This is a genomic window from Desulfogranum marinum (assembly GCF_963675105.2).
Lineage (GTDB): Bacteria > Desulfobacterota > Desulfobulbia > Desulfobulbales > Desulfobulbaceae > Desulfogranum > Desulfogranum marinum.
This window is the reverse complement of the sequence record NZ_CAXXRO010000004.1, coordinates 710160-734816: the sequence shown is the minus strand read 5'-3', so window position 1 is coordinate 734816 and position 24657 is coordinate 710160. Positions and strand designations below refer to the sequence as shown.

Genomic DNA, 24657 nt, shown 5'->3' with positions numbered 1-24657 from the left:
AATTTCTCATGAGCATCTTGTCATTTTCAGAAAAAACTATTAATTTCAAACTGATGCTTTTAAAAACGAATCAGATATAAAATTAATCAAACTACTCACCAAAGGTCGGTCCAGGCGGTACCATCTTCTTCAGTATTTTGGCAGTAAAAGGTAAACGTAGACTCCGGTGGCCCACTATGATTTACTACTAAAAACATTGAACCCGGCACCGCCTGAACTGATAAGAAATCCGGGTAGCATTGGTTTTTACTTCCAATTCGTCGTACTTTTATTTGCACTCATCACTTTCCATCAACCTCCTCTTCGCCGGTCAACAGAATATGGACATCAGAAAACTCGAAGTATTTTGCAAAGTCGTTGAGTATAAGAGTTTTACCAAGGCATCCCAATGGGCAATGATCTCCCAGCCCACTGTCAGCGAACATATTCGAAACCTTGAGGAACAATTGGGACAAAAACTCTTTGACCGGCTTGGCAGGCATGTCGAAGCAACACCAGTTGGTCAGTTATTTTACTCCTATGCACTGAAAATTATTCGCCTCCAGCAAGCATCATTAGAGGCCATCGAAGAGTTTAGCGGTCATCTCAAAGGACGCATCATTATCGGGGCCAGCACAATCCCCGGGACCTACATTCTTCCCTGCTCTCTTGCTGCTTTTCTCGCAACCTACAGTGAGGTGAAAGTGGATATCAATATTGCCAACTCAAAAAGCATTGCGCAAAAAGTTATCGAAGGCACGTATGATATAGGCATTATCGGCGCTGCCTGGAACGATAAAGCCCTTGACTGGCATGCACTCTATATGGACGAGCTGCTCATCATCGTCCCGGCCAATTCTCCACTTGCCCAGAAGAAAAACGTCGCAGTTGCAGAAATACTGCAGCATCCTTTTATTCACCGTGAACAAGGATCCGGGACCCGCAAAGTGGTGGCCAAGATTTTAGAAAATAAAGGGATCAAGGAAAAAAATGTTTTCGAAATCGCGACTATCGGCTCAACGGCTGCTGTCAAAGAGGCTGTTAAGGCAGGGCTTGGCATATCCATTCTCTCCAAAAAAGCAGTAGCCGAAGAAATCAAGAATGGTACCCTTGTCGGGCTGACGCTTGATAACGAGCCCATGGAACGTCCCTTTTACCTGATTCAAAGAAAAAACAGAGAACTCACACCCATAGCAGCGGCTTTCACTACCTTTTTAATAAAAAAATTACACAAACAATCAAGTCGCCTAAAAGAGTAAAAAAAGCCTGACAACCTTTATCAGATTGCCAGGCATGTCATTGCAAACCCTATCACCCAACATATCAATCCGGATTTTTCCAGGTTAAATGGCAATGATTCCCAATGCCCGCCCTTAATAAAAGGATCAGACCTTAAACTCGCTGATCATGGAGCGTAGTTCACTTGCCAGTTGCGCCAGGCGCGCTGCACGACGGTTCATCTCATTGCTTTGCTGCGCAACTTCACCGGAGTTGCTACTTACCGTCTGAATATCCTTGGCCACCTCATCTGCAACCACAGAACTCTGACCAACATTTTCCGTGACCTCCTGAATGCCAAGGGTTGCCTGAGAAATATTTTCGGCAATTTCTACCGTTGTCTGGTTCTGTTCTTCAACAGCACTGACAATCACCTGGACCGTTTCATTAACTTCGTTAATAACGCTGGTGATTTGTCCAATTTGGCCGATGGTTTCCGATGTAGAGGTTTGAATATTATTTATCTGATTTCGAATTTCTTCGGTTGCTATAGCCGTTTGATGAGCCAGGTCTTTAATCTCATTGGCTACCACAGCAAATCCTTTGCCGGCCTCTCCTGCACGTGCAGCTTCTATGGTTGCATTAAGAGCGAGCAAGTTGGTTTGTTCCGATATCTCTGTGATGGTCTCCGTCACCTTGCCGATTGTTGAAGCTGCTCCTCCAAGCTCATTCACCTTGGCAGAGGCCGACTCGGCTTCCTTCACCGCAATGGTAGTAATCCGTTGCGCATTTTCTGTATTTTTTACAATATCGGCAAGTGTACGTGCCATCCCTTCTGTTGCTTCTGCTACAAGGCTGATATTGGTAGAGGCTTCTTCGGTTGCGGCTGCTACGGAACTCATATTTGTACTCATCTCTTCTGCCGCAGCGGCAACGCTCATGGAGCGCGATTTCATCTCATCGCTACCGCTTGATAAATCATCTGCAGCGTGATTGAGTTCCGACGAATTTTCTTCAAGATGATCTGCCGACTGTGAGATACCCTGCATTACCCCCTGCAGTTCTTTTTTCATCTCACCCAGTTCCCGGTTAATGGTGCCGAATTCATCCTTACTCATCACCTGCATGGAACCTGTCAAATCTTTACCTACCACTTTACTGATTTCACTGGAGGTTGATCGTAACGGTTTAAGTACGTGGCGATCAAGCAATAACCATGTTACCAGGGAACAAAAGAGAATAATCCCCAAAGTCCAGATTATGATAGAAACAGTCGTGCTTCTTACCTCCTTATTAACAGCATCCAAAGAACTGATAATTTCGAATGCTCCATGAATTTCACCGACCTTCCACCCTTCCAAAGTACCTCCGGTGGGATCTTTGCTCCCCTTCGGGTCTCCATGGCAGAACAAACATTCCTTGGTGAGTTTAATCGGTTTGAAATAACGGATTTCATTGTCAGTGATAATGATCTTGTCTTTGAGATTTTTTGCCTTGATCTCTTCGAGGATAGCCAGTTCATAAGGAGTTGGCTCATTGTTTGAATTTCGGGGACTCACTTTGGGGACCCGAAAGGTATAGCCTGACTTTTCAGCATTAACCGCTGCTGCTTGGATAGCGGTCACCACCGGGACAGCCTGGATCACCTTGTTCGGTGGAATCTCTGCAAAAGGTTTGATGACGCCCATGTCGAGTTTTTTCGACATTTCGTTTCTCGTCGCCTCGGCCATAAGTACAATGGCCTTACTTTTGTCGACAACAGTACGTTCTGCACTGGATCGAATATCGGCTGTCCGTTGTGCAGCAAGGACTACAGCAATAAGTATGGGACCGGTAAGGGCCAAAACCAACATTTTCCACTTGATTGAGAGATCACGGAATTTCACAGGATTATCCTTAGCAAAAATATTGAAAAAAAATGGAACTGTTAGTTGAAGTAAATCACTTACACCAACCAAAGGTCAAAAATAAAACGCTTCTTTCAAGAATACTCTTCCCCGTCATCCTCACATTTGACAATTCTTTAGAGCAGTCCTATTTATTTCTCCATAGATCATATCTAATGACTGACACCGCATATGCCCATGGAGAACATTATGAATGACAAAGCTGCTTCAATGGTACTGGCCTCTTTTACCGCTGACTCTCTTGCCCTGGGAGCTCACTGGATATATGATACCAATGAAATCACCAACCAGTTCGGTTTGGTAGATAAGCTCATCGCTCCGCTGCCCACTTCTTATCACCAGCACAAGCAGCAAGGCGATTTTACCCATTACGGTGACCAGGCATTTACATTGCTCACCTCTCTTTCCCAACACAACGGATTTGACCTGCAGGCATTTTCTACTCTTTGGCAGCAGCTCTTTGTCGATTACAATGGTTATATAGATACGGCTACAAAAACCACCCTGGCAAATCTGCAAAAAAATGGTGTTCCTGAGTCATGTGGCTCCTCTTCCACGGATCTTGGCGGGGCAGCAAGGATCGCCCCCCTTGTTTTCTGGTATCAAAACGACCAAGAACATCTGGTAGAGGCAGCTACCCAGCAAACAAGTATGACCCACAATCATCCGGCAACTATTAGCGGTGCTGTTTTCATTGCCCGGTCGGCGTATAACATTCTTCACGGCTTATCGCCTGTGGCAGCCATGGAAGAAGCGCTTAACGAGGGAGTAAATGACCTTGATCTTGACAACCGTATTCGGTCCGCTCTGGATACCCAAGGGAAGGAAACGGAAAAAGTTATAAAGGATTTCGGCCAAGCCTGTACAATCGCCTCTGCCCTTCCCGGCGCAGTGCATCTCGTAGTAAAATATGAAAACGATCTACAGGCGGCACTTATCGCCAATGTCATGGCAGGAGGGGATTCTGCCGCACGTGGACTTACAGCAGGGATGCTCTTGGGCGCCTACTTGGGGAGTCAGGCCATCCCGAACGAATGGCTAACAGGTTTGAATAAACACCAACAGCTCTTATCGCTACTCAAGCAGGAAAAGAGGGGTTAACAGCCCTTTCTCCAGCAGGCAAAAAAATGATGCAAATTGGTTGAGGTATCCCCGCTTATCCACTATCTTAGTTACTGCTTATATAATAAAATAGGGTGGCTTTTTATTCGTGGCGGGAAGTTTTATTTCAGCAGTCTGCGCATCTTGTTTCGTTGTTCAAAAAGGGCTGCTCATTACTATATTTTTCAACTCTTTTTCTCTATGCCCATGAAGAATATCCAACACCTAATGACATGGTTTTGAAAAGAACGGCAGAACCGGTGGGCTGAAAGTGATCTACCAGCGCATGGAGCCCCCCGAAAACCACGCCCATTTTGCAGGTTCCGGTGATTAACATTGCCATTTCCAATGTGACACCATAAGAAGAGAGGAATACCGATTTTTTACCGGCAGACACTGAATGCCATGCACCTTCCGGACAATCGGAAAAACATTGGTCAGACTCATCGACAAAATCCAGCTATTCATGAGAACTGTTCGGTGGTCGTTCACATAGACAATCTAACAGCAAGGATCAGTTCTTGTTCAAACCACCTTGCTAAACACACTAGTAATCTTATTGCACTGCCCAACAACTAAGGAGAAAAACATGACAAAACTCAAAGGAACACAAACTGAAAAAAACATTCTCACTGCCTTTTGCGGCGAATCACAGGCAAGAAACCGTTATACCTACTTTGCTTCCGTGGCCAAAAAAGAAGGTTATGTTCAAATTTCATCTATTTTCGAAGAAACCGCCAACCAGGAAAAAGAACATGCCAAACGGCTGTTTAAACTCCTTGAGGGCGGAGAGGTCGAAATTAATGCGGCCTTCCCTGCTGGGGTCATCGGTACAACTGCAGAAAACCTGACTGAAGCTGCCCAAGGGGAGAACTACGAGCATACTGTTATGTATCCCGAATTCGCGGCAACGGCTAAAGAGGAGGGTTTCCCCGATATCGCATCCATTTTTATGGCAATTGCCGTTGCCGAAAAGCAGCATGAAAAAAGATACCAGGACCTGAGAGCCAATATAGACAATGGTATCGTCTTTTCACGGCAGGAAAAGGTCACCTGGCGCTGCCGCAACTGTGGATACCTTCATACCGGCAACGATGCTCCAGAGGTTTGTCCAGCCTGTGATCACCCACAGGCTCACTTTGAGCTGCTCGGAGAAAACTGGTAGTTTGTAAAAATACTATCTTTTGGTGGGACTTTTACCCGGATTTCTCATCAATAAAGTTTTTCACAGGGTAAGGCACAAGCCGCGCAGCAGGTAAGGTAGACTCCTAGAGTAAACTACCGCAAGTGGCTTGTAACGTAAATCCTGCGGAAAAATCACTTGACCCAAAGGGGGAACTTTTTGATTAAAAACAAAAAACACACTGTTAACAGTACAAATTGTATTTTGTTTAACAATATCAATTAATTGAATTTGAAACCAAAAAGTTCATGAGAAATTTGGGTTACCGCTGATCTCCGTCCAGGAGATCAGCGTGTGGTTATAAAACAAATAGCTTCGCCTTCATCTCTACCTGTCACTGTTCAGCAACGTTAAGCAAGGTGACTTTCATAGTCACCCTTTTCAGGGTTTGATCATATTTTACATTACATAGCGATGAGTTTTCTTTGCTCATAATTTTAAGGCGTTATCTTTTTTTAAAAAAATTACGCCAACACTTTACAGCTTAAAGAGAATGATTACTCTATGCAACAAATTATGATTCTCAACAAGAACATACTACTGTATACATCAGCAGTATATTGAGAACGTTTTTCTTGCTTTTTCATTTCATATAAACACAATCAAGGAGACCTACTATGGCCCAGATCACCTTACAGGGTAACGCTATTGAAACCGTCGGCAACCTTCCCGCACAGGGGGCTGCAGCACCGGCCTTTACTCTTGTAAAAACAGACCTGTCGGACGTTTCTCTCAGCGATTTCAGTGGCAAAAAGGTAGTACTCAACATCTTTCCAAGCATCGACACATCCGTCTGTGCCGCTTCTGTAAGACGCTTCAACGAGATTGCTTCTCAAAACGACAATACTGTTGTTCTCTGCGTATCTGCCGACCTTCCTTTTGCTCACCAAAGATTCTGTGAGGTTGACGGACTTGATAATGTCGTACCTGTTTCTGTTTTTCGTTCACCTGCTTTTGGCAACGATTACGGTGTTACCATTACAACCGGTCCCATTGCAGGTCTGCTCTCGCGGGCTGTTGTTGTAGTCGACGAAAAAGGCGATGTAGCATACTCGGAGCAAGTGCCTGAAATTACAGAAGAACCGAATTATGACGCTGCCCTTGCAGCACTTGGCTAATCAATACCGACCTCCCTTTCCGGTCGGCCCGACAAGGGCCGACCGGAACGAGGCAAGGTGCCCTTTTTTGGAGGAACACTTTCTCATTCCTGCTCCCCCATCCCCTCCTCAACCAGAGACCTCTTTCCAAGCACCTACAACCTGCAGACTGAGTAAATTTGTCATTTTCTCCGAACGTCGTTACCGATGACGAACTCTTTACATATCCTAAAGATAAAACAGGCCTGATCGCAAGTAACAGCCCTACCCCGAATCTCTCACGACCTTTTTCACTTTAAACTCAAATAATTGATATTATTAATTAAAAAGTAATCCTACAATTAACAATCTGTTTTTCGTTTTCAATCAAAAAGTTCCTCCCTTCGGACTACCTGTGCCCCCAAACCGTCTTAGCACGGCCCCCAACCATCGAAATACTCATTTTTTGACATCTTCATTGACATATTCAGCAGTATTTCTTAATTATTATGCATTATAAAACTGTTTGCCCAACCATTTTCCATGAAAATAGATCCGATCAATATAGCCATCATCAATCACCTGAAAGATGGCCGGGTGCCCTATAAAACCATTGCTGACAAACTCTCCCTTGCCGAAGGTACCGTACGAACACGCATCAGGAAACTCATTGAGGAAGGAATTCTGTCGATCAACGGTCTGGTCAATCCAGAGGCCCTTCCGGACCAACAGGTTGTGATGGTGGGGGTACAGGTAAAAGACATGGATCTGGTCAAAAAAGGAGAAGAATTCAGCAAGCTTAAGGGTGTCATCTCTGTCTGCGTTGTTACGGGTCGGTTTGACCTGATAGTAACCGTCATGCTAAGAAATGACTTCGGCCTGCTTGAATTTTTTACCGAGGAAGTTGCCACCATAAAAAACGTACGGTCTGTTGAGACTTTTGTTGTCTACAAGAGCTTTAATCTCAAAGTACCCTTACCCGGCTGAGCTATCCTTTGGATAGAACTGTTTGCCACCATTAATCATAAGGAGTTGCAAATGAAAACAACACCTCTTCACAGCTGGCACTGTTCTCAAGGTGCAAACATGGGAGAATTCGGCTCCTATGAGATGCCTCTCTGGTATCCTGCCGGGGCTAAAGCTGAACACCTTGCCGTAATCAATACTGCCGGGTTATTTGATACCAGCCACATGGCAGTCCTGACCATTAACGGTAAAGATGGAAGGACCCTCATCCAGCGTTGCTTTACCAAAGACATTGATGCCTGTATCGGCCAAAACAAAACACCTCTGGTCGCCGGCAGGTGTGTCTATGGCATTTTTCTTAACCAGGAAGGCGGAGTAATTGATGATGCCATCGTCTACCAGTTCACCGACAACGACTACATGCTGGTTGTCAATGCAGCCATGGGGAAAACCATACAAACGCACCTTGCCGACCACGTGCTTCCAGATGAACAGGTAAATGTTCATGACCTTACCGACCAAGTAGGCAAGATGGATATCCAGGGACCTGCTTCCGGTCGAATCCTTGCCAAAATTATAAAAGACCCGGCAGTGTTGTTTGATAAAATGATCTACTTTTCCTTTAAAGGTTCCTTTGACCAAAACAAACTACCCTTCCTCCAGGCCGAACTACTCGACAACACCCCGCTCATGGTATCAAGAACAGGGTATACGGGTGAATTTGGCTTTGAACTCTTTGTTGCGCCACAACACATTACATCACTGTGGCAACAACTTCTTGAGGCCGGCAAAGAAGAAGGACTTATCCCTTGTGGTTTGGCTGCAAGAGATTCCCTCAGGTCAGGCGCAGGTCTACCGCTCTCCCATCAAGATATCGGCGACTGGCCCTTTGCCGATAATCCGTGGTTGTTCACTCTGCCCCGTGATCCGGATAGCAACAGCTTTACTAAAAATTTCGTGGGAAGAGAAATGCTGGAAAGCATGGCTTCATCCGCTTGGACCCTTCCCTTTGCAGGGTATGATCTGAGAAAAATTCCGCTGGGCGAAAAAAGTAAAGTCACAGACCTTGATGGCAACATCCTCGGCATCCCCTTGACCTGTACAACCGACATGGCCATTGACCGTGTTAACCACGCGATCATCAGTCTGGCAAGTAGCGAAGAAGAAGGCAAACCTGAAGATTTTCAGCCAAAAGGCCTCTGTTGCGGATTTGTTAAAATCAACACCAAGCTCGATGCCGGCACCCAGGTAATCTTGACAGACGGTAAGCGTAAGCTAAAGGTAGAGATAAGGGAGGATATTCGACCCGGTCGCACTGCACGCAGACCGGTGACCAAAATGATTCCTTCATTATAACGCTGTTTTTATCTACAATATTAGTACATTCATCAAACTAAGCCCTGTTTTACCCAGACAGGAACAACCGGCCTTGCTTCATCCTAATTAATACTGCCTGGAGGTAAACCCTATGAAAGAATTAAACGAATTAAATTTACCCGAGAACCTCGGTTATACAGAAGATCACGAATGGGCCCAAAAGACAGGGGAAACCATTAAAATCGGCGTAAGTGATTATGCCCAGGATCAGCTTGGAGACATTGTCTTTGCAGAACTTCCTACTGTCGGCGACACCTTCAACAAAGGTGATGAATTCGGCACGCTGGAGTCGGTGAAAGCTGTCTCCGAACTCTATATTCCCATGAGCGGAGAGGTTATTGCCATCAATGAGGAGCTGGACGATTCCCCCGAACTCGTTAATGAAGATCCTTACAATAGCTGGATGATCGAAATTAAACCAAGCACTCCAGAGGAATACGACCAACTGCTTTCTGCCTCTGCTTACATGGACCTTCTCAAAGGATAAGCACCATGCGATACCTCCCTCACACCCAGGAAGACATAACAGCAATGCTGCAGGTGACAGGCAACAAGAGTCTGGAGGATCTCTTTTCCGGCATCCCCGACTCCTGCCGCATGACCAATGAATGGCAGCTCCCCGAACCGAAAACGGAGTGGGAGTTGAACGATCATATGCAGGCAATTGCGCAAACCATGAAGGTTGACCAAAACTTCAAGGTCCTGATCGGAGCGGGTAGCAACCATCACCACATCCCGGAAACGGTCAAAGCCCTGATGAGTCGATCTGAGTTCTTGACTGCCTACACCCCTTATCAGCCAGAGATGGCCCAGGGAACACTGCAGGGTATCTTCGAGTACCAGACCCTTACCGCTCGCCTGTTGGGTATGGATGTTGTCAACGCCTCCATGTATGATGGCGCTTCCGCTTTTGCCGAGGCACTTTTAATGGGACTGAGGATAGGCAAAAAGAAAACCAAAGTAGCTGTTTCTGCAGCCATCCACCCGCACTACAGAGCAACCGCAGCGGCCTACCTGCACCCCACAGAATTTGAGTTGATCGAACTGCCTTACCTGGAAGACGGTCGTACTGATCTCAGTGGGCTTTCTGGCCTGCAAGATGTTGCAGCGGTTGCGCTCCAGTCCCCCAATTTTTTTGGCGTGATAGAGGATCTTGCCGGCGCTGCCCAGGCAATCCATGAGCAGCAGGCTCTGTTCATTACCTGTTTTTCGGAACCACTGGCGTATGGCCTGCTCAAAAACCCAGGAAAATGCGGGGCGGATATTGTCTGTGGTGAGGGGCAGAGCTTCGGCCTCGCCCGTTCCTTTGGCGGTCCGGGGCTGGGAATGTTCGGCTGCAGGCAACCCTTTACCAGGAACCTTCCCGGTCGCCTTGTAGGCGAAACTAAGGACCTGGACGGCAAGCGTGGTTATGTATTGACCCTGGCAACCAGGGAACAGCATATACGCAGGGAAAAGGCAACTTCCAATATTTGTTCCAACCAGGGCATTTGTGCTATGACCGCCGGTATGTATATGGCTTCGCTTGGCGGCACCGGCCTGCGTGAACTGTCCCGCCTCAACTATGATAAAGCCCAGTACTTGAAAAATGCTCTCATTGCTCGAGGCGCGCGCCTTTTTTTTGAAGCCCCGACTTTTAATGAATTTGTCGTTGAATTTCCTCACGACTTTCAACCCGCCCATCAACGTTTGCTTGAGCAAGGCATTGTCGCCGGTTTGGAACTTAGCAAGCTGTATCCAGAGCTTAAGGGACGATATCTCTTCGGAATAACAGAAACCACGTCCCGACAGGACATGGACAGAGTAGCAGACGAGGTGCAATCATGAAAAATGGCGTAGGAACCAGCGGCCTGATCCTGGACGAGCCACTGCTCTGGGAAAAAGGAAAAAAAGGCAGAAAAGGCATGTCCATTCCCCACAGTGATGTACCGCAAGCGCCTTTAGACGAGGAGCTGACAGGTACACCCGTAGATTTTCCCGACCTGAGTGAAGTTGATGTGGTACGGCATTACACCCGCCTCTCTCAATGGAATTTCGGAGTGGACAGCGGCATGTACCCACTGGGCTCATGCACGATGAAGTACAATCCAAAAATCAATGAAAAGCAAGCTGCCACACCACAACTTGCAGCAGCACACCCCATGCTTGACGACCAATACTCCCAAGGTGTTCTGCAAATCATGTATGAACTGCAAAACTATCTTGCCGACATAACCGGCCTGGACGCGGTCTCTCTTCAACCAGCTGCCGGTGCCCACGGTGAGCTGACAGGGATGTTGATTTTCAACGCCTATCACCAAAGCCACGATTCCAAACGAACCAAGATTCTCATCCCGGACACGGCTCACGGAACCAATCCTGCCTCTGCAGCACTTTGCGGCTACCGAGCCATTGCTCTCAAATCTAACGAAAACGGCATGCTGGATGCGGCTGATGTCCGCGAACTGATGGATGAAGAAACAGCCGGCATCATGCTGACCAACCCCAACACCCTGGGGCTGTTTGAAGGCCAAGTCAGGCAAATTGCCGACATCGTCCATGCCAAAGGCGGCCTTGTCTATGGGGATGGTGCTAACATGAATGCCGTCCTTGGGGTGGCAGACATGAAAAAATGCGGGGTCGATGTCCTCCATCTCAATCTGCACAAAACTTTTTCCACACCCCATGGCGGTGGCGGACCAGGAGCCGGCCCTGTGTGCGTCACCAAAGAGCTGGAGCCCTTCTTACCCGTTCCCCGTGCCTGGAAAGACGGCGATGTTTACCGTTTGGAACAAGACCGTAAAGATTCCATAGGCAGGGTCCATAGTTTCCATGGCAATTTCGGAGTGCTGGTCCGCGCCTACAGCTACATCCTTTCCATGGGGGCGGAAGGATTACGTAAGGCCAGCCAGTTAGCAGTACTCAATGCGAATTATATCCGGGAACAGCTCAAGGACACCTTCCACCTGCCGTATCCACAACCATGCATGCATGAATGTGTTTTCAGTGACCAACTCCAGAAAGACTATAAGGTAACGACGCTGGACATGGCCAAAAGACTCATCGATTACGGTTTTCATCCGCCGACAATTTATTTCCCTCTGATTGTCCATGGGGCGATAATGATCGAACCGACAGAGACTGAATGCAAAGAGGATATCGATCAATTCATTGCCACCATGAAGGAAATCGCCAGGGAAGCCAAAGAGGAACCAGACAAGCTGCGTAACGCCCCTCAAATCAGCAAGGTCAGGCGTCTGGACGAGACACATGCTGCCCGTTGTCCATGCCTTATCGGGCCAACCCTCCCTGCCGAGTAAGAAGGACAGTGATGCATCCTGCCTGGGTTGAGCTTGGCCTGATCGACTACCAGCAGGCGTACGCCCTCCAGACCCGGCTGGTCACGCTGTGCAGAGGACAAGCCGAGAAGGGCTATTTCCTCATACTGGAGCACCCATCGGTCTTTACGCTAGGCAAAAGAGGCGGTAAGCAACACCTTGGAGTCAGCACCGATTTTCTCAACCGGCAGGGTATCGACCTGGTCCATATCGAGCGTGGTGGTGACATCACCTATCACGCTCCGGGCCAACTTGTTCTCTACCCCATTTTCAGCTTACGCGACAAACGTATTTCGGTCAGCGAGTATGTTTCCCTGCTTGAAGAAGTGATGTTACGCAGTGCTGAGGATGCAGGCGTGAGTGCTTGCCGAAATGAACGGAACCATGGCATATGGGTCGGCGATCGAAAAATGGGCAGCATCGGCATTGCCATTCGTCACGGCGTGACCTTCCATGGCTTGGCGCTCAATGTCAACATAGACCTGGAACCGTTTTCCTGGATAAATCCGTGCGGTCTGACTGACACGAAAATGACCTCCTTGGCACAAGAAACAGGCACCCCCCTTGACCTGAAAAAGGTGAAATTCCACCTCAAAAAACACCTTGCCACCTTGCTTGATCTTCAGTTTGAGGATACCCCCCTGACAGAACTGGTGGCAACCAACGCATAAGAAATGGAAGAAATAAAAAAAAGCGGGAAACCACCTTGGCTCAGGCGAAAACTGCCTTCAGGACCAAACTACGAAAAAATACGGCAACTGGTAAAGAAAAACCACCTGGCAACTGTCTGCCAGGAAGCCATGTGTCCCAATCAGTTTGAATGCTATGGCAAGGGAACAGCTACCTTCATGATTCTAGGCGATCATTGCACCAGAAATTGCAGGTTCTGTGCCGTCCAGCACGGTGCGCTGGGACCTCCTGAAAACGATGAACCCACAAGAGTTGCCCAGGCTGTAAAAACCATGGAGCTACGCTATGCTGTGATCACCTCCGTGACCAGGGATGATATGCCTGACGGAGGTGCCCACCACTTTGCACAGACAATAGAAGCGATACGTGAATTGAGCCCGGATACGCTGATCGAAGTCCTTATCCCGGACCTGCAAGGTAACTGGGATGCTTTGGATGCCATTATCGAAGCCAAACCTGACGTACTTAACCATAACCTGGAAACCATCAAGCGCCTCTACCCAACCGTACGTCCACAGGCAGTCTATCACCGATCACTGGAACTGCTCCGAAAGGTGAAGGAAAAGCAGGTGACCATGATAACAAAATCGGGCATGATGGTCGGCCTTGGCGAAACTATAGAGGAACTGCAAACAGCCTTTACCGATCTTGCAGATGCTCGTTGCGACATCCTCACCCTGGGCCAGTACCTCCAACCGTCAAAAGATCACCTTGCTGTTGAACACTACCTGTCACCGGAAAAATTTGAACTGTTAAAACAACAGGCCCTGCATTTAGGATTTGCAGGCGTTGCAGCAGCCCCTTTTGTGCGTAGTTCCTATCAAGCGGAAGAACTCTACACTCTAGCCGCCAAAAAACCGGCTGCAGCTTCCTGAGCAAGCTGCAGTGCGCTTAGCAAAAAGGGACCACCACCAACCCGACTAGTCCACCAGTCCTTTTTTCTTTAAAAAAGCAAAATACGCATCAACAGTCGGCAAGACACCTGTCAGTGCACTGATTGCCGTCACCTCCGCAGATCCAAGAAATACTTGAGCGCCATCACCCAATCTATTATTAAAATTACGGGTTGAAGTAGAGACAACCGTTGCCCCGGGCTTTACCCTTGCCTGGTTGCCCATGCACAGGCTGCAGCCTGGAATTTCAATCCTTGCCCCGACCTGTGCATACACATTCAGTCCGCCTTCCACCTGCAACTGATCCCGATCCATGCGGGTTGCCGGGGCTACCCAGGTCCTGCCGGCAGCATACGGTTCTCCGGCAAAAAGCTTGGTCGCAGTCCGGTGATGACCAAGATGTGTCATACAGGAGCCGATAAAAGCCTCGTCAACAGCAGTTCCTGCCACTTCCTCAAGTTGGCGGACATCGTCTGGGTCATTGGGACAGGCAAGCAGGGGCTGGGTAATCTGTTCCAGGTCAATTTCAAGTACAGTTTTATATTCAGCATGCTTGTCGCGGGTTAAAAGATCCGGCTCTTCCAACCACCCTTCCAGCACTGCAATCCGACGTTCAATGGCTTCCTGCGATTGGTAACCGTCATTCACCAGCTGCTTCAAAAGCGCCACGTTCTCCTTAACATTCTTGACTACCGCCTCAAGAGGCATTGCCAGAGTACAGGCTGCGGCGCTCCTTTCTGCCGAGGCATCGGCCAGCTCAAATGCTTCCTCTACACTTAAATCATCAACGCCTTCAATCTCCAGAATCGTGCCCGCAAAGATATTCTTCTTTCCCTTTTTATCCACTGTCAACAATCCTTGCTGGATTGCTTGATACGGGATGGCATTGACCATATCGCGCACGGATATCCCCGGCAGTCTCTTACCGTGGAAGCGCACCAGCACAGACTCCGGCATTTCAAGGGGCATAAAACCAAGCGCCGCGGCAAAGGCAACCAGACCTGAACCGGCGGGAAAAGAGATACCCAAAGGGAATCGGGTATGGGAGTCGCCACCAGTGCCCACAGTATCGGGGACAAGCATCTTATTCAGCCAGCTATGGATCACACCATCACCTGGTTTAAGAGCCAGGCCCCCGCATTCAATGGTAGTCTCCGTCATCACTTGCCACCGTTCCACATCAGAGGCTTTGGGATAGGCAGCTGTATGACAGAAAGACTGCATGAACAAATCGGCTTTAAATTTCAAACAGGCTAATTCAGCTATTTCCTGCATGGTCATCGGACCGGTTGTATCCTGGGAACCCACCGTTGTCATAGCAGGTTCACAGACAGTTCCGGGAAGAACGCCCTCACAGCCGCATGCACGACCAATCATTTTTTGCCCCAGCGTATACCCCTGGCCTGGAACCGGTTGAGGATTTTCAACTTCCTTAAACAAAACAGGGGGAGTAACACCGAGCGCCTCACAGGCTGAGAGCATCAAATTACGGCCAATGATGAGATTCAAGCGACCTCCGGCGCGGTACTCATCAAGCAGGGTAGCTGGTGCGTCTTTCATAGCAACAACCTGCCCACCACTTGTCTGCATGGACCAGCTCTGCAGATTAATCACCACTTCATCTCCGGTCTTGAGCCCGGTGACATCACACTCAACCGGCAACATTCCTGCATCACGTGCGGTGGCGTAAAAAATTGGGGCAATGGCTCCGCCAAGGATGACACCACCGCTTTTTTTATTGGGGAGAAAAGGGATTGCCTCACCAATGTGCCAGGCCATGGAATTAATGGCCGACTTTCTGGAAGATCCAGTCCCAACCACATCGCCTGCAAAGCAGACCCGCTTTCCTTGAGCTCGAAACGACTGGATGGTTTCCACGCCGTCGGCAAATCTGGTTTTACCAAAATACGTCGCGTGCAAAGGGATATCAGCCCGTGACTGTGCCTGGTTGCCTGGTGAAAAATCATCTGTATTGATTTCTCCATCAACTTTATAGACGGTCAAGACGATTTTTCTGGGTAACTCGGGACGGCAGGTAAACCACTCCGCCGCAGCCCATGACTGTAAAAGCTCCCGGGCATGACTATTCTCTTTTGCAAGCGTTATTATTTCCTGCAAAGCATCATAAATTTTAATCAGCCCCCGTAAGGCAACGGCGGCCTTCGCACTCGTGTCATCAGCTTTAAGCAACCTGATGAGCGCAGCAACATTGTACCCCCCTTCCATGGAGGCCAACATCTCAATGGCAGCATCAGCTGACAGGTGACTGACAACAACCTCTCCCCGGACAACTCGCTCAAGCCAAGCAGCTTTGATCTCTGCTGCTTTACTGACGCCCGGCTCTACTCTTTGGGCAAGCAGCTCAAGGAGATAAAGACTTTCACCATGCTCCTCCATCAAAAGCTCTGTGACTGCCGCGACCTGCTCAGGGCTCAGAGGAAGCGGCGGCAACCCTTTTTGCAGCCGTCCTTCTTCAGCTATTTTATAACTTTCAAGCATTGATTGCTCACCTGTGTTGAATTTTTTCTTATGCACTACCCTTTCGTTGTACTCACTATCCATTAGAGATACCTTCTATTAGCGTTTTTTTCCATACCCCAGACTCCGAAAACAGATGCCTGACATTGCGTAGCCTCAACTTTTCACACTGCAGCACACTATTTTTATTGCCCTTTTTCTTCATAGATATACGGTGAGCAAGAACTATTTTTCAACACCCCTTCACCCACAGGTTGACTATGCGCTCCCAAGACCAAAATCAAGAGATCTTAAACCAGCCGTTTCAGCTGGCGAAGGTACTCACCATTTCTGTTTGTCATTTTATCCATGATGCGTACTCCAGTTTCCTGGCTCCGCTCCTCCCTCTGTTAATTGAAAAACTCTCCATGTCGCTCACGCAGGCGGGCTTTCTCACAACCGTCACCCAAATACCTGCCCTTATGAACCCTTATCTCGGTATTCTGGCAGATAAGGTGTGCGTCCGTTATTTTATAATAGTTGCCCCCGGGCTAACGGCAATCACAATGAGCCTCATTGGCGTTGCCCCCGGATACGCAAGCCTGGTCGTCCTTTTATTTATAGCAGGCATCAGCGCCGCCCTTTTTCATGTTCCCGCGCCTGTCCTTATTTACCGTTTTGCCGGACAACGCAAAGGCCTTGGCATGAGTTTTTATATGACCGGAGGCGAACTGGCGCGTACAGTCGGGCCACTGGTAGCTATTGGTGCCGTTTCCCTGGTGGGGCTTGAACATATCTCCCCCCTTATGACCATCGGCATCGCGGCCTCATTGCTGCTTTACTTCCGACTCCGCAACATGCCCCTGCCGCCTCGTGCCGCGACCTCTCCCCCATCCATGAAAAGGGCATGGAAAGAATCACGTCATATCCTGAAGCCGCTTTCCGGCATTCTTATTTTTCGCGGCTTCATGCATGCTTCCGGGGCGACCTTTCTGCCAACCTTTGTCAATCAAGACACAGGCAACCTGTGGCTGGCTGGAATCAGCCTCACCGTTTATGAGGCTGCAGGAGTTATTGGCGCCCTCACCATCGGTCCGCTGAGTGATACATTCGGCCGCCGCAACATGTTGCTCTTTTCCCTGCTGTCAGCTCCACCGTTATTATTTTTGTTTATTATAATAACGCCCATCTGGCTCAAGTTCCTTACCCTTTTCGGATTGGGGTTCACCCTCCTCTCCACAACTCCGGTAATGTTAGCTATGGTTCAGGAACATGCGCATCAAAACCCGGCCACTGCCAACGGTTTTTTTATGATGATTTCCTTTTTATCACGCTCAGCAGTAGTTGTGGCGGTTGGCGCAATTGCAGACTTTATCGGCCTTGGCCAGACCTTTCTTCTCAGTGCGGGCCTGGGCCTAGGCGCCATTCCCTTCATCCTGACCCTGCCTCGCAAAGGCACGCAAGAGCCTAAATTGTCAATCTAGCGTTAAAAATAACATTTTACATTATTCTCTTTACAAACTTTTTTTTTACCACTATATTGAGCGATTTTTCTTGCAAAATACAACCAGAGTAACAACGGGCTTATTTATACCAACAGAGCCAGGTGTTACTTTTCAGGGTTTTCTCCTAACCCTGCAGACCTTTTTTAGGCGAACGAAACAAGGAGTTGCAGGCCCACTGTGACTCCTTTTTTATTTAACTGTTAATTTCATCAGAATGATCTGGCGGCCTGCAAGCAGCAACCGAGGACGGCGTAATGAAAAAAGATTTAAGCAAGGTACGTAACATAGGCATCAGTGCCCATATTGACTCAGGAAAAACCACCCTGACCGAGCGTGTACTGTTTTATACCCAGCGAATCCATGCTATTCATGAAGTACGTGGCAAGGATGGCGTCGGCGCCACCATGGACTCCATGGAGCTGGAAAAAGAGCGCGGTATCACCATTCAGTCTGCAGCTACTTACTGCAACTGGAAAGACCATGATATCAACATCATCGACACCCCTGGTCACGTTGATTTTACCATTGAGGTGGAAAGAGCCTTGCGGGTGCTTGACGGCGCAGTCCTCATTCTCTGTTCAGTTGGTGGCGTACAATCTCAATCCATCACAGTCAACCGCCAGATGACCCGCTATAAAGTTCCACGCATTGCTTTTATCAACAAATGCGACCGTACCGGGGCAAATCCGTTCAGGGTTACCGGCCAGCTCCGAGACAAACTCGATTTAAACGCTATCATGATGCAGTTGCCCATCGGTTTGGAAAACGATATGGAAGGGATAATCGACCTGGTAACCATGAAAGCCGTTTATTTTGACGGTGACCAGGGAGAAAATATTCGCATCGAAGAAATCCCTGACAATCTGAGAGATGATGCCGAAGAAAAACGTGAGGAACTGCTCGATGCGGTTTCCATGTTTTCCGATGACCTCATGGAAGCCATGCTTGAAGAGGAAGCGATCCCGGAAGAGATGATCCATGAAGCCATCCGCAAGGGCACACTGGCTCTTGAACTTACTCCGGTCCTTATCGGATCCGCCTACAAGAACAAAGGAGTGCAGCTACTCCTGGATGCAGTTAACGGATACCTTCCTTGTCCAACCGACATTGAAAACATCGCCCTTGATCTCGATAATGGAGAAGAGGAAATCGCGGTATCCAACGACCCTGATGACAAAATGGTAGCCTTGGCGTTCAAACTCGAAGATGGACGCTATGGGCAGCTCACCTATATTCGTACCTACCAGGGAACAATCAACAAAGGCGACACCATGATCAACAGCCGTACGGGCAAGAAGGTCAAAATCGGCCGCCTGGTACGTATGCACGCCGACGAGATGGAAGAGATCGAAAGCGCTGGTTCCGGTGACATTATTGCCCTGTTTGGTGTTGATTGCGCATCCGGCGACACCTTCTGCAGCGGTGGGCTCAATTGGTCGATGAGCTCCATGCACGTGCCTGCTCCAGTTATCTCTTTGGCAATCAATCCAGTGGACAATAAGGCTCAGGTCAACATGTCCAAAGCGCTTAACCGGTTCACAAAAGAAGACCCGACCTTTAAAACCTTCGTCGACCACGAAACCAACGAAACCATTATTTCCGGTATGGGCGAGCTTCATCTCGAGGTCTACATCGAACGTATGAAGCGTGAATACAAGGCTGAAGTAGAAGTAGGCGCTCCACAGGTAGCCTACCGGGAAACCATCCTCCAAAAAGCAGAATTCGACTACACCCACAAAAAACAAACCGGTGGTTCCGGTCAGTTTGGTCGAGTTGCAGGATACCTCGAGCCTATCGAAGAAAGCGACTACGAATTCGTTGATAATATTGTCGGTGGTGTCATTCCTAGAGAATTTATCACCTCCTGTGATAAGGGCTTTCAAAAATCCCTCGCTAAGGGTACATTAACAGGGTCCCCGATCACTGGAATCAGAGCCGTTATAAATGACGGTAGTTTTCATGCTGTCGACTCTTCTGATGTTGCCTTCCAGATGGCTTCCATTGGCGGTTTCAAGCAGGGTTATGCAAAGGCTAACCCGGTTATCATGGAGCCTATCATGAAGGTGGCGGTTGAAGGTCCCTCAGAATTTCAGGGTGCAGTTATGGGTAGCCTTAACCAGCGCCGGGGTGTGATCATCGGTACTTTTGAGGAAGGGAACTACACTGTGGTCGAAGCAGAGATTCCGCTCTCTGAAATGTTCGGCTACTCAACCACTCTACGCTCTCTGACCCAGGGTAAGGCAGAATTCACAATGGAATTCTCGACCTATAAGCAGGTACCCAAGAGCATCAGTGATGACTTAATTAAAGCATTTCAAGAACAGAAAAAAGATTCGTAACCTTGATGGGTACTGTGATCTAATCATGCAATACTATAACCTTGGTGAGGTAAAATAATGGGATACGAACAACTGGCAAACCAAAATCCGCTGCATTCGCTCAGCATGGGCGAGGAACGAAATCAATTGGGCCTGGTAATGGCCCGTGCAGGCCTGGGCAAGACAGCACTTCTGGTCCAAATAGCACTGGATGCCATACTGCGTGGGGAAAATGTCCTCCATGTAAGTATCGGCGAAACTATCGACAAGACACGTCTCTGGTATGACGACATTTTAAAAGTTATCATCGAAGAGCAAAAGTTCGACAACGCGAGCGAACTCATTGAAATGGTCGCCAAAAACCGGATGATCATGACCTTCAACGAATCTGCATTCAGTAGACCCAAGCTCGAAGAGCGTGTCAACGATCTGGTTCTGCAAAATATTTTCAAACCAAACTGCCTGGTTATTGACGGCTTTGACTTTGTCAACACCGAACGACAGGTGCTCGAAGATATTAAGGACTTGTCTGAAAACATGAATCTGCAGGCATGGTTTTCCGCAATCAGCCATCGTAACGATGATCGTTTTTCACCCACGGGAGTACCTGCTCCATGTCATGAAATAGACGACATGTTCGACACCATCATTCTCCTCAAACCGGAGCCGGATGCAACTATATTGCTGGAAATTATCCGCAACAGCGGTGAAGTGGTTGAAACGGGTAAAGGATTACGCCTTGACCCAACAACCATGATGGTTAAAAAACTTTAATTTCCCTTCAAAGGCTGCCTTTCCAGGCAGCCTTTTTTCATATCCTTATCCGATGCGTTTTCGACCCTGTATCGACCTGCACCAAGGCAAGGTCAAACAAATTATCGGCTCCACGCTCAGTGATGGAGACAATGCCTCACTGACTGTCAATTTTGCATCCCCGCATCCACCCTCTTATTATGCCTCAATGTACCGACAAGACGGACTGGAAGGCGGACATGTTATCATGTTGGGCCCAGGCAGTGAATCGGCAGCAAAGGAAGCACTGCAAACCTGGTCTGGCGGTCTACAGATCGGCGGCGGTATTAATAGTGACAATGCCGGTCAATGGCTCGATTACGGTGCATCACACATCATTATCACCTCTTGGGTTTTCCATAACGGGATACTGGACCAAGAACGACTCGAGTTGCTCATTAAAAAAGTCGGCCGCAAGCGACTTGTCCTTGACCTCAGCTGCCGTTGGCTCAATGATGGTTATTACGTTGTAACTGATCGATGGCAGAACTATACAACTCTAAAAATTAGTCCTCAAATCCTGGAAGAATTGGCAGGATATTGTGACGAATTCCTCATCCACGCTGTAGATGTGGAGGGAAAGAGTATGGGCATTGACAGAAGGCTGGTAGAAATCCTTGCCCAAAGCACTCCCGTTCCAACTACCTATGCAGGTGGCATTGCCACCATGGATGATATCAACCTGATTCGCTCAGCAGGGAAAGGCAGGATTGATGTAACAGTTGGGTCCGCATTGGACATCTTCGGCGGCACGGGAATAGGTTACAGAGAGCTTGTAAACCTTTTCAAACATGACAAATAGCGACCAAAGCACCTCTTCCGACCAAACTCTCAAGGAAATAAAACTCCTTGTCCCGGACCACCTCTACCGTGCCTTCCAGCGATGCGTGTGGATACTTGTCAACCAAACAGGACGCAGTCAAATCGAAATCATGGAAGAAGTAATTCATGATTTTTTGATCAAGCACGAATGTTGACGATTTCCCTTAAAACGCGTACTCTGCTTGACCAGGCATAACAGGTCACTTATTATAACAGTGTGTTTTAACTATCACTGGTTCCAGAAGAAAAACTGTTCCCCGAACACTAACGGTACCATTTACCCCTTTTCCATACATTGCACGCCCATGAATGACCGGGACAACAAACTAAAAAAAATACGCAATTTTGTCGACAAAATGCCAAGCCTGTCGACTACGGTGAGCAAAGTTCTGGAAATATGCAGCCGTCCAGACACTGCCCCCAATGACTTGAATAAAGTTATTTCATTGGATCCGGTCCTGACCGGGCAAGTTTTGAAGCTGATTAACTCGGCCTATTATTCACTGATGAATAAAGTTACGTCCCTCACCCGAGCCATTATTATGCTCGGTCTGAATACGGTAAAGAACCTCGCCTTATCAACAGCAATTATACGCAGTGTCGATCAAGCAAAAAAAACCAAATCACTGCCCATAAAACATTTCTGGGCTCACTCCATCGGGGTCGGAGTTCTTGCCAAAATGCTCGCAGCTGAGCGTGATGTCCCTTTGGGTGAGCGTGAGGAATACTTTGTTGCCGGCCTACTCCATGATCTGGGCAAAATCCCCTTTGGCGATGAATACAGCGAAGTCATCACCCAAACGCGCCGGCAACAGCGTACACTGGTACATGTTGAGAAAGAATTAATGGAGATCGACCATCAGGAAACCGGCGCCATGATCGCTGAAAAATGGAAATTAAACGAAGCTTTAAGCGATTCGATCTCTTATCACCACGATCCACTGAATGCGGCTCCTGAAAATCAGGCTTTGGTTGCGACCATTGCCCTTGCAGATTTTTATGTCTGCTTGTTTGACATCGGTAATGCCGGCAACCGTTTTCCTGATCCGGAACAACTGCCGATCTTGCTGGAGCTAACCGGGCTTGATTGGCAAACCATTGCCAGCCTGTCGGAAAGCGTAGAACAGGAGATAAGCAAGGCGGAAATCTTTCTTCAGGTCTAAATGTACTTGAACTCTATTGATTGGGACACTACATGATTAAGGTAAAATTTTGGGGAGTCCGAGGCTCTATCCCCTGCCCAGGGCAAAGCACGATGAAATACGGAGGCAACACAGCCTGCATCGAACTTCGTTTTCCAGAAGTTAATCGCCATATCATCATCGATGCAGGATCTGGTATCCGTGAACTCGCCGGTTATATGCTGCAGCACGATCTTCCCAATGGCCCCATATCAACAGACATCTACCTCTCCCACACCCATTGGGACCACATAATGGGGTTCCCTTTTTTCGTCCCCCTTTATATCCCAGGTTCTTCGATTAAGGTTTACGGTCCTGTTACCTACGAAGATGAACCACTGGAAGCAGTGGTGGGCGGACAGATGAAATACCGCTATTTCCCCGTCAACATGGGTGAGCTTGCTGGTAACATCGAATACCTTCGTCTCAAGGAAGACCCCAATATAGACCTAGGCGACGGCATCACTCTTGCCACAACCATTATCAATCACCCCATCACTGCCTTAGGTTATCGATTCACTTACAAAGGTGCCGTTTTTTGCACCGCCTATGACACCGAGCCATTTCGAAATCTGTTCATCTCAGACCCAGATGATCCGAACTATGATGAGCTCATGGCTCATGAAGGTGAGCTTGCCGCCCAGGAGCAAAACAAAGTTCTGGAAGACTTTTTTTCCGGTGCAGACCTTCTTGTGCACGATGCGCAGTATACAAGAAAAGAATACGAAAACGGCAAAGTTGGCTGGGGCCACACCCCTATTGAAGACGCAATTGCTGCTGCAAAAAGAGCAGGTGTAAAAAAACTCGCTCTTTTCCATCATGACCCTGAACGAAGTGACACAGACCTCGACCACATGGCGGAACTTTACTGTACAGGTGAAAATTCGGAAAAAATGGACCTTTTCTTTGCCAAGGAAGGGCAGGAAATTATCCTCTAATATTGTACCACAATCAGTAATGATTATTGTAGCAGTAATTAGAGAGCAATTACCCACGCAGATTTTACATTTATTTACTATTGATGGACTCGTAAAAAGTCCATCACTCTTTACCAATTACTACTCTACAAAGCCACATGGAACCCATATCTCTTGACTGCATAGGACTTCCCTGCCCCAAACCGGTTCTCAAAACCAAAGAGGCACTTGAACAAGGACACACTCTCATCAGTGTCACTGTTGACAATGAGGCTTCAAAAAACAATGTTACCCGTTTTGGCAGGAACCAGGGGTGTGATGTCTCAGAGACCGTAATGGCAGACGGAAACTACCAGGTGCTTATCCAAAGCGATGGTTCCATCCAGGAATCGATTACAGTTGACAATGATGCTTATCAGTGCGATCTCCCTCACCAAGGTAAAGATTCACTTATTTACGTCATTGCTGCAGATACCATGGGCCGCGGAAGCGATGAACTCGGTTGGGCTCTGCTCCAGACCTTTATCCAAACAATTAAGGAAGTGACCCCTCCGCCAAGCAAAATTCTCTTTTATAACAGTGGAGTGAAACTTGTAGTAGAAGAGTCCGGCGCAATTGAAGCGCTAAAAGAGCTGCAGAACAATGGGGTAGAGATACTGGTCTGTGGAACCTGCCTTGATTTTTATGAACTCAAGTCAGCAATCAAGATCGGTCAGATATCAAATATGTATGATATCATGGACACAATGGTTGGCGCATCAAAGGTTGTCAGCCCGCTATAAATTGATGGACTCGTAGAAAGTCGATCACACACTAAAGATGGCCAAGTACAAACGTTCGATATACAAGGCGCAGCGTTTTTTTCGAGGCTTTGACTATGCATATGGTATGTCAAAGCCTCGGGAAAAACCTGCAACACCGTAGATCGGACTTTTTACGACGCCATCATAAATTAACA

The 24657-nt window shown here is 47.9% G+C and carries 21 protein-coding genes; 18 read left to right on the top strand and 3 right to left on the bottom strand.

What is annotated here, in order from left to right; genetic code table 11:
• Positions 1 to 320 precede the first annotated feature (320 nt).
• The gene (locus ACHZCY_RS12165) at positions 321 to 1238 is read left to right on the top strand and encodes a selenium metabolism-associated LysR family transcriptional regulator (RefSeq protein ID WP_319549073.1); all 918 of its coding nucleotides are present in this window, start codon (positions 321 to 323) and stop codon (positions 1236 to 1238) included.
• Between the two features lie 126 nt (positions 1239 to 1364).
• Here the strand turns inward: ACHZCY_RS12165 and ACHZCY_RS12160 are convergent, their stop codons facing one another.
• Complete coding sequence (locus ACHZCY_RS12160; RefSeq protein ID WP_319549072.1) at positions 1365 to 3083, bottom strand: methyl-accepting chemotaxis protein; 1719 nt, start codon at positions 3081 to 3083, stop codon at positions 1365 to 1367.
• A gap of 210 nt (positions 3084 to 3293) precedes the next feature.
• Here ACHZCY_RS12160 and ACHZCY_RS12155 point away from each other — a divergent pair, with 210 nt between their 5' ends.
• On the top strand, positions 3294 to 4205 hold the full coding sequence (locus tag ACHZCY_RS12155) for an ADP-ribosylglycohydrolase family protein (RefSeq protein ID WP_319549071.1): 912 nt from the start codon (positions 3294 to 3296) through the stop codon (positions 4203 to 4205).
• 199 nt (positions 4206 to 4404) lie between these two features.
• Here the strand turns inward: ACHZCY_RS12155 and ACHZCY_RS12150 are convergent, their stop codons facing one another.
• Positions 4405 to 4542, bottom strand: coding sequence for a hypothetical protein (locus ACHZCY_RS12150; protein WP_319549070.1), 138 nt, complete (start codon positions 4540 to 4542; stop codon positions 4405 to 4407).
• Positions 4543 to 4794: 252 nt separating this feature from the next.
• Here ACHZCY_RS12150 and rbr point away from each other — a divergent pair, with 252 nt between their 5' ends.
• The 9 genes from rbr to lipA all read left to right on the top strand — a co-directional run bounded on the left by rbr (position 4795) and on the right by lipA (position 13689).
• Positions 4795 to 5370 (top strand): rubrerythrin, encoded by a 576-nt coding sequence (gene rbr, locus ACHZCY_RS12145; protein ID WP_205221713.1) that lies wholly within the window; start codon positions 4795 to 4797, stop codon positions 5368 to 5370.
• Between the two features lie 635 nt (positions 5371 to 6005).
• Complete coding sequence (tpx, locus tag ACHZCY_RS12140) at positions 6006 to 6506, top strand: thiol peroxidase (protein WP_319549069.1); 501 nt, start codon at positions 6006 to 6008, stop codon at positions 6504 to 6506.
• A gap of 501 nt (positions 6507 to 7007) precedes the next feature.
• Positions 7008 to 7451, top strand: a complete 444-nt coding sequence (locus tag ACHZCY_RS12135) for an Lrp/AsnC family transcriptional regulator (RefSeq protein ID WP_205221715.1) — start codon at positions 7008 to 7010, stop codon at positions 7449 to 7451.
• A gap of 51 nt (positions 7452 to 7502) precedes the next feature.
• Positions 7503 to 8786: an aminomethyltransferase family protein gene (locus tag ACHZCY_RS12130; RefSeq protein WP_319549068.1), complete on the top strand. Its 1284-nt coding sequence runs from the start codon at positions 7503 to 7505 to the stop codon at positions 8784 to 8786.
• A 112-nt stretch (positions 8787 to 8898) separates the two neighbouring features.
• On the top strand, positions 8899 to 9294 hold the full coding sequence (gcvH, locus tag ACHZCY_RS12125) for a glycine cleavage system protein GcvH (protein WP_205221717.1): 396 nt from the start codon (positions 8899 to 8901) through the stop codon (positions 9292 to 9294).
• Positions 9295 to 9299: 5 nt separating this feature from the next.
• Entirely contained in the window at positions 9300 to 10634 is a 1335-nt protein-coding gene (gene gcvPA, locus ACHZCY_RS12120; RefSeq protein WP_319549067.1) for an aminomethyl-transferring glycine dehydrogenase subunit GcvPA, read from the top strand.
• A complete protein-coding gene (gcvPB, locus tag ACHZCY_RS12115) occupies positions 10631 to 12106 on the top strand; it encodes an aminomethyl-transferring glycine dehydrogenase subunit GcvPB (RefSeq protein WP_319549066.1) in 1476 nt (491 codons plus the stop codon). The genes gcvPA and gcvPB overlap by 4 nt, the downstream gene beginning before the upstream one ends.
• Before the next feature lie 11 nt (positions 12107 to 12117).
• Entirely contained in the window at positions 12118 to 12795 is a 678-nt protein-coding gene (gene lipB / locus ACHZCY_RS12110; protein WP_319550217.1) for a lipoyl(octanoyl) transferase LipB, read from the top strand.
• Positions 12796 to 12798: 3 nt separating this feature from the next.
• Positions 12799 to 13689, top strand: coding sequence for a lipoyl synthase (lipA, locus tag ACHZCY_RS12105; protein ID WP_319549065.1), 891 nt, complete (start codon positions 12799 to 12801; stop codon positions 13687 to 13689).
• A gap of 45 nt (positions 13690 to 13734) precedes the next feature.
• On the opposite strand, the gene ACHZCY_RS12100 is transcribed toward lipA, so the two are convergent.
• Positions 13735 to 16269 (bottom strand): bifunctional aconitate hydratase 2/2-methylisocitrate dehydratase, encoded by a 2535-nt coding sequence (locus ACHZCY_RS12100; RefSeq protein ID WP_319549064.1) that lies wholly within the window; start codon positions 16267 to 16269, stop codon positions 13735 to 13737.
• Between the two features lie 176 nt (positions 16270 to 16445).
• Here ACHZCY_RS12100 and ACHZCY_RS12095 point away from each other — a divergent pair, with 176 nt between their 5' ends.
• The 7 genes from ACHZCY_RS12095 (at position 16446) to yedF (ending at position 24481) form a co-directional block, all read left to right on the top strand.
• Positions 16446 to 17648: an MFS transporter gene (locus ACHZCY_RS12095; RefSeq protein ID WP_205221723.1), complete on the top strand. Its 1203-nt coding sequence runs from the start codon at positions 16446 to 16448 to the stop codon at positions 17646 to 17648.
• A 275-nt stretch (positions 17649 to 17923) separates the two neighbouring features.
• Positions 17924 to 20008 carry an elongation factor G gene (fusA, locus tag ACHZCY_RS12090; RefSeq protein WP_319549063.1) on the top strand — a complete coding sequence of 695 codons (2085 nt, stop codon included), beginning with the start codon at positions 17924 to 17926 and terminating at the stop codon, positions 20006 to 20008.
• Between the two features lie 57 nt (positions 20009 to 20065).
• Positions 20066 to 20761: a hypothetical protein gene (locus ACHZCY_RS12085; RefSeq protein ID WP_205221725.1), complete on the top strand. Its 696-nt coding sequence runs from the start codon at positions 20066 to 20068 to the stop codon at positions 20759 to 20761.
• Positions 20762 to 20813: 52 nt separating this feature from the next.
• The gene (hisA, locus tag ACHZCY_RS12080) at positions 20814 to 21581 is read left to right on the top strand and encodes a phosphoribosylformimino-5-aminoimidazole carboxamide ribotide isomerase (protein ID WP_319549062.1); all 768 of its coding nucleotides are present in this window, start codon (positions 20814 to 20816) and stop codon (positions 21579 to 21581) included.
• Between the two features lie 325 nt (positions 21582 to 21906).
• A complete protein-coding gene (locus tag ACHZCY_RS12075) occupies positions 21907 to 22764 on the top strand; it encodes an HDOD domain-containing protein (protein ID WP_319549061.1) in 858 nt (285 codons plus the stop codon).
• A gap of 32 nt (positions 22765 to 22796) precedes the next feature.
• Positions 22797 to 23720 (top strand): MBL fold metallo-hydrolase, encoded by a 924-nt coding sequence (locus tag ACHZCY_RS12070; protein ID WP_205221728.1) that lies wholly within the window; start codon positions 22797 to 22799, stop codon positions 23718 to 23720.
• 137 nt (positions 23721 to 23857) lie between these two features.
• Positions 23858 to 24481, top strand: coding sequence for a sulfurtransferase-like selenium metabolism protein YedF (yedF, locus tag ACHZCY_RS12065; protein WP_205221729.1), 624 nt, complete (start codon positions 23858 to 23860; stop codon positions 24479 to 24481).
• The last annotated feature ends 176 nt before the right edge of the window (positions 24482 to 24657 follow it).

Bases quoted from the DNA above. Each gene is read 5' to 3' on its own strand.
- ACHZCY_RS12165 (WP_319549073.1), top strand. From the start codon at position 321: ATGGACATCAGAAAACTCGAAGTATTTTGCAAAGTCGTTGAGTATAAG.
- ACHZCY_RS12155 (WP_319549071.1), top strand. From the start codon at position 3,294: ATGAATGACAAAGCTGCTTCAATGGTACTGGCCTCTTTTACCGCTGAC.
- ACHZCY_RS12150 (WP_319549070.1), bottom strand. From the start codon at position 4,542: ATGTTAATCACCGGAACCTGCAAAATGGGCGTGGTTTTCGGGGGGCTC.
- rbr (WP_205221713.1), top strand. From the start codon at position 4,795: ATGACAAAACTCAAAGGAACACAAACTGAAAAAAACATTCTCACTGCC.
- tpx (WP_319549069.1), top strand. From the start codon at position 6,006: ATGGCCCAGATCACCTTACAGGGTAACGCTATTGAAACCGTCGGCAAC.
- ACHZCY_RS12135 (WP_205221715.1), top strand. From the start codon at position 7,008: ATGAAAATAGATCCGATCAATATAGCCATCATCAATCACCTGAAAGAT.
- ACHZCY_RS12130 (WP_319549068.1), top strand. From the start codon at position 7,503: ATGAAAACAACACCTCTTCACAGCTGGCACTGTTCTCAAGGTGCAAAC.
- gcvH (WP_205221717.1), top strand. From the start codon at position 8,899: ATGAAAGAATTAAACGAATTAAATTTACCCGAGAACCTCGGTTATACA.
- gcvPA (WP_319549067.1), top strand. From the start codon at position 9,300: ATGCGATACCTCCCTCACACCCAGGAAGACATAACAGCAATGCTGCAG.
- gcvPB (WP_319549066.1), top strand. From the start codon at position 10,631: ATGAAAAATGGCGTAGGAACCAGCGGCCTGATCCTGGACGAGCCACTG.
- lipB (WP_319550217.1), top strand. From the start codon at position 12,118: ATGCATCCTGCCTGGGTTGAGCTTGGCCTGATCGACTACCAGCAGGCG.
- lipA (WP_319549065.1), top strand. From the start codon at position 12,799: ATGGAAGAAATAAAAAAAAGCGGGAAACCACCTTGGCTCAGGCGAAAA.
- ACHZCY_RS12100 (WP_319549064.1), bottom strand. From the start codon at position 16,269: ATGGATAGTGAGTACAACGAAAGGGTAGTGCATAAGAAAAAATTCAAC.
- ACHZCY_RS12095 (WP_205221723.1), top strand. From the start codon at position 16,446: ATGCGCTCCCAAGACCAAAATCAAGAGATCTTAAACCAGCCGTTTCAG.
- fusA (WP_319549063.1), top strand. From the start codon at position 17,924: ATGAAAAAAGATTTAAGCAAGGTACGTAACATAGGCATCAGTGCCCAT.
- ACHZCY_RS12085 (WP_205221725.1), top strand. From the start codon at position 20,066: ATGGGATACGAACAACTGGCAAACCAAAATCCGCTGCATTCGCTCAGC.
- hisA (WP_319549062.1), top strand. From the start codon at position 20,814: ATGCGTTTTCGACCCTGTATCGACCTGCACCAAGGCAAGGTCAAACAA.
- ACHZCY_RS12075 (WP_319549061.1), top strand. From the start codon at position 21,907: ATGAATGACCGGGACAACAAACTAAAAAAAATACGCAATTTTGTCGAC.
- ACHZCY_RS12070 (WP_205221728.1), top strand. From the start codon at position 22,797: ATGATTAAGGTAAAATTTTGGGGAGTCCGAGGCTCTATCCCCTGCCCA.
- yedF (WP_205221729.1), top strand. From the start codon at position 23,858: ATGGAACCCATATCTCTTGACTGCATAGGACTTCCCTGCCCCAAACCG.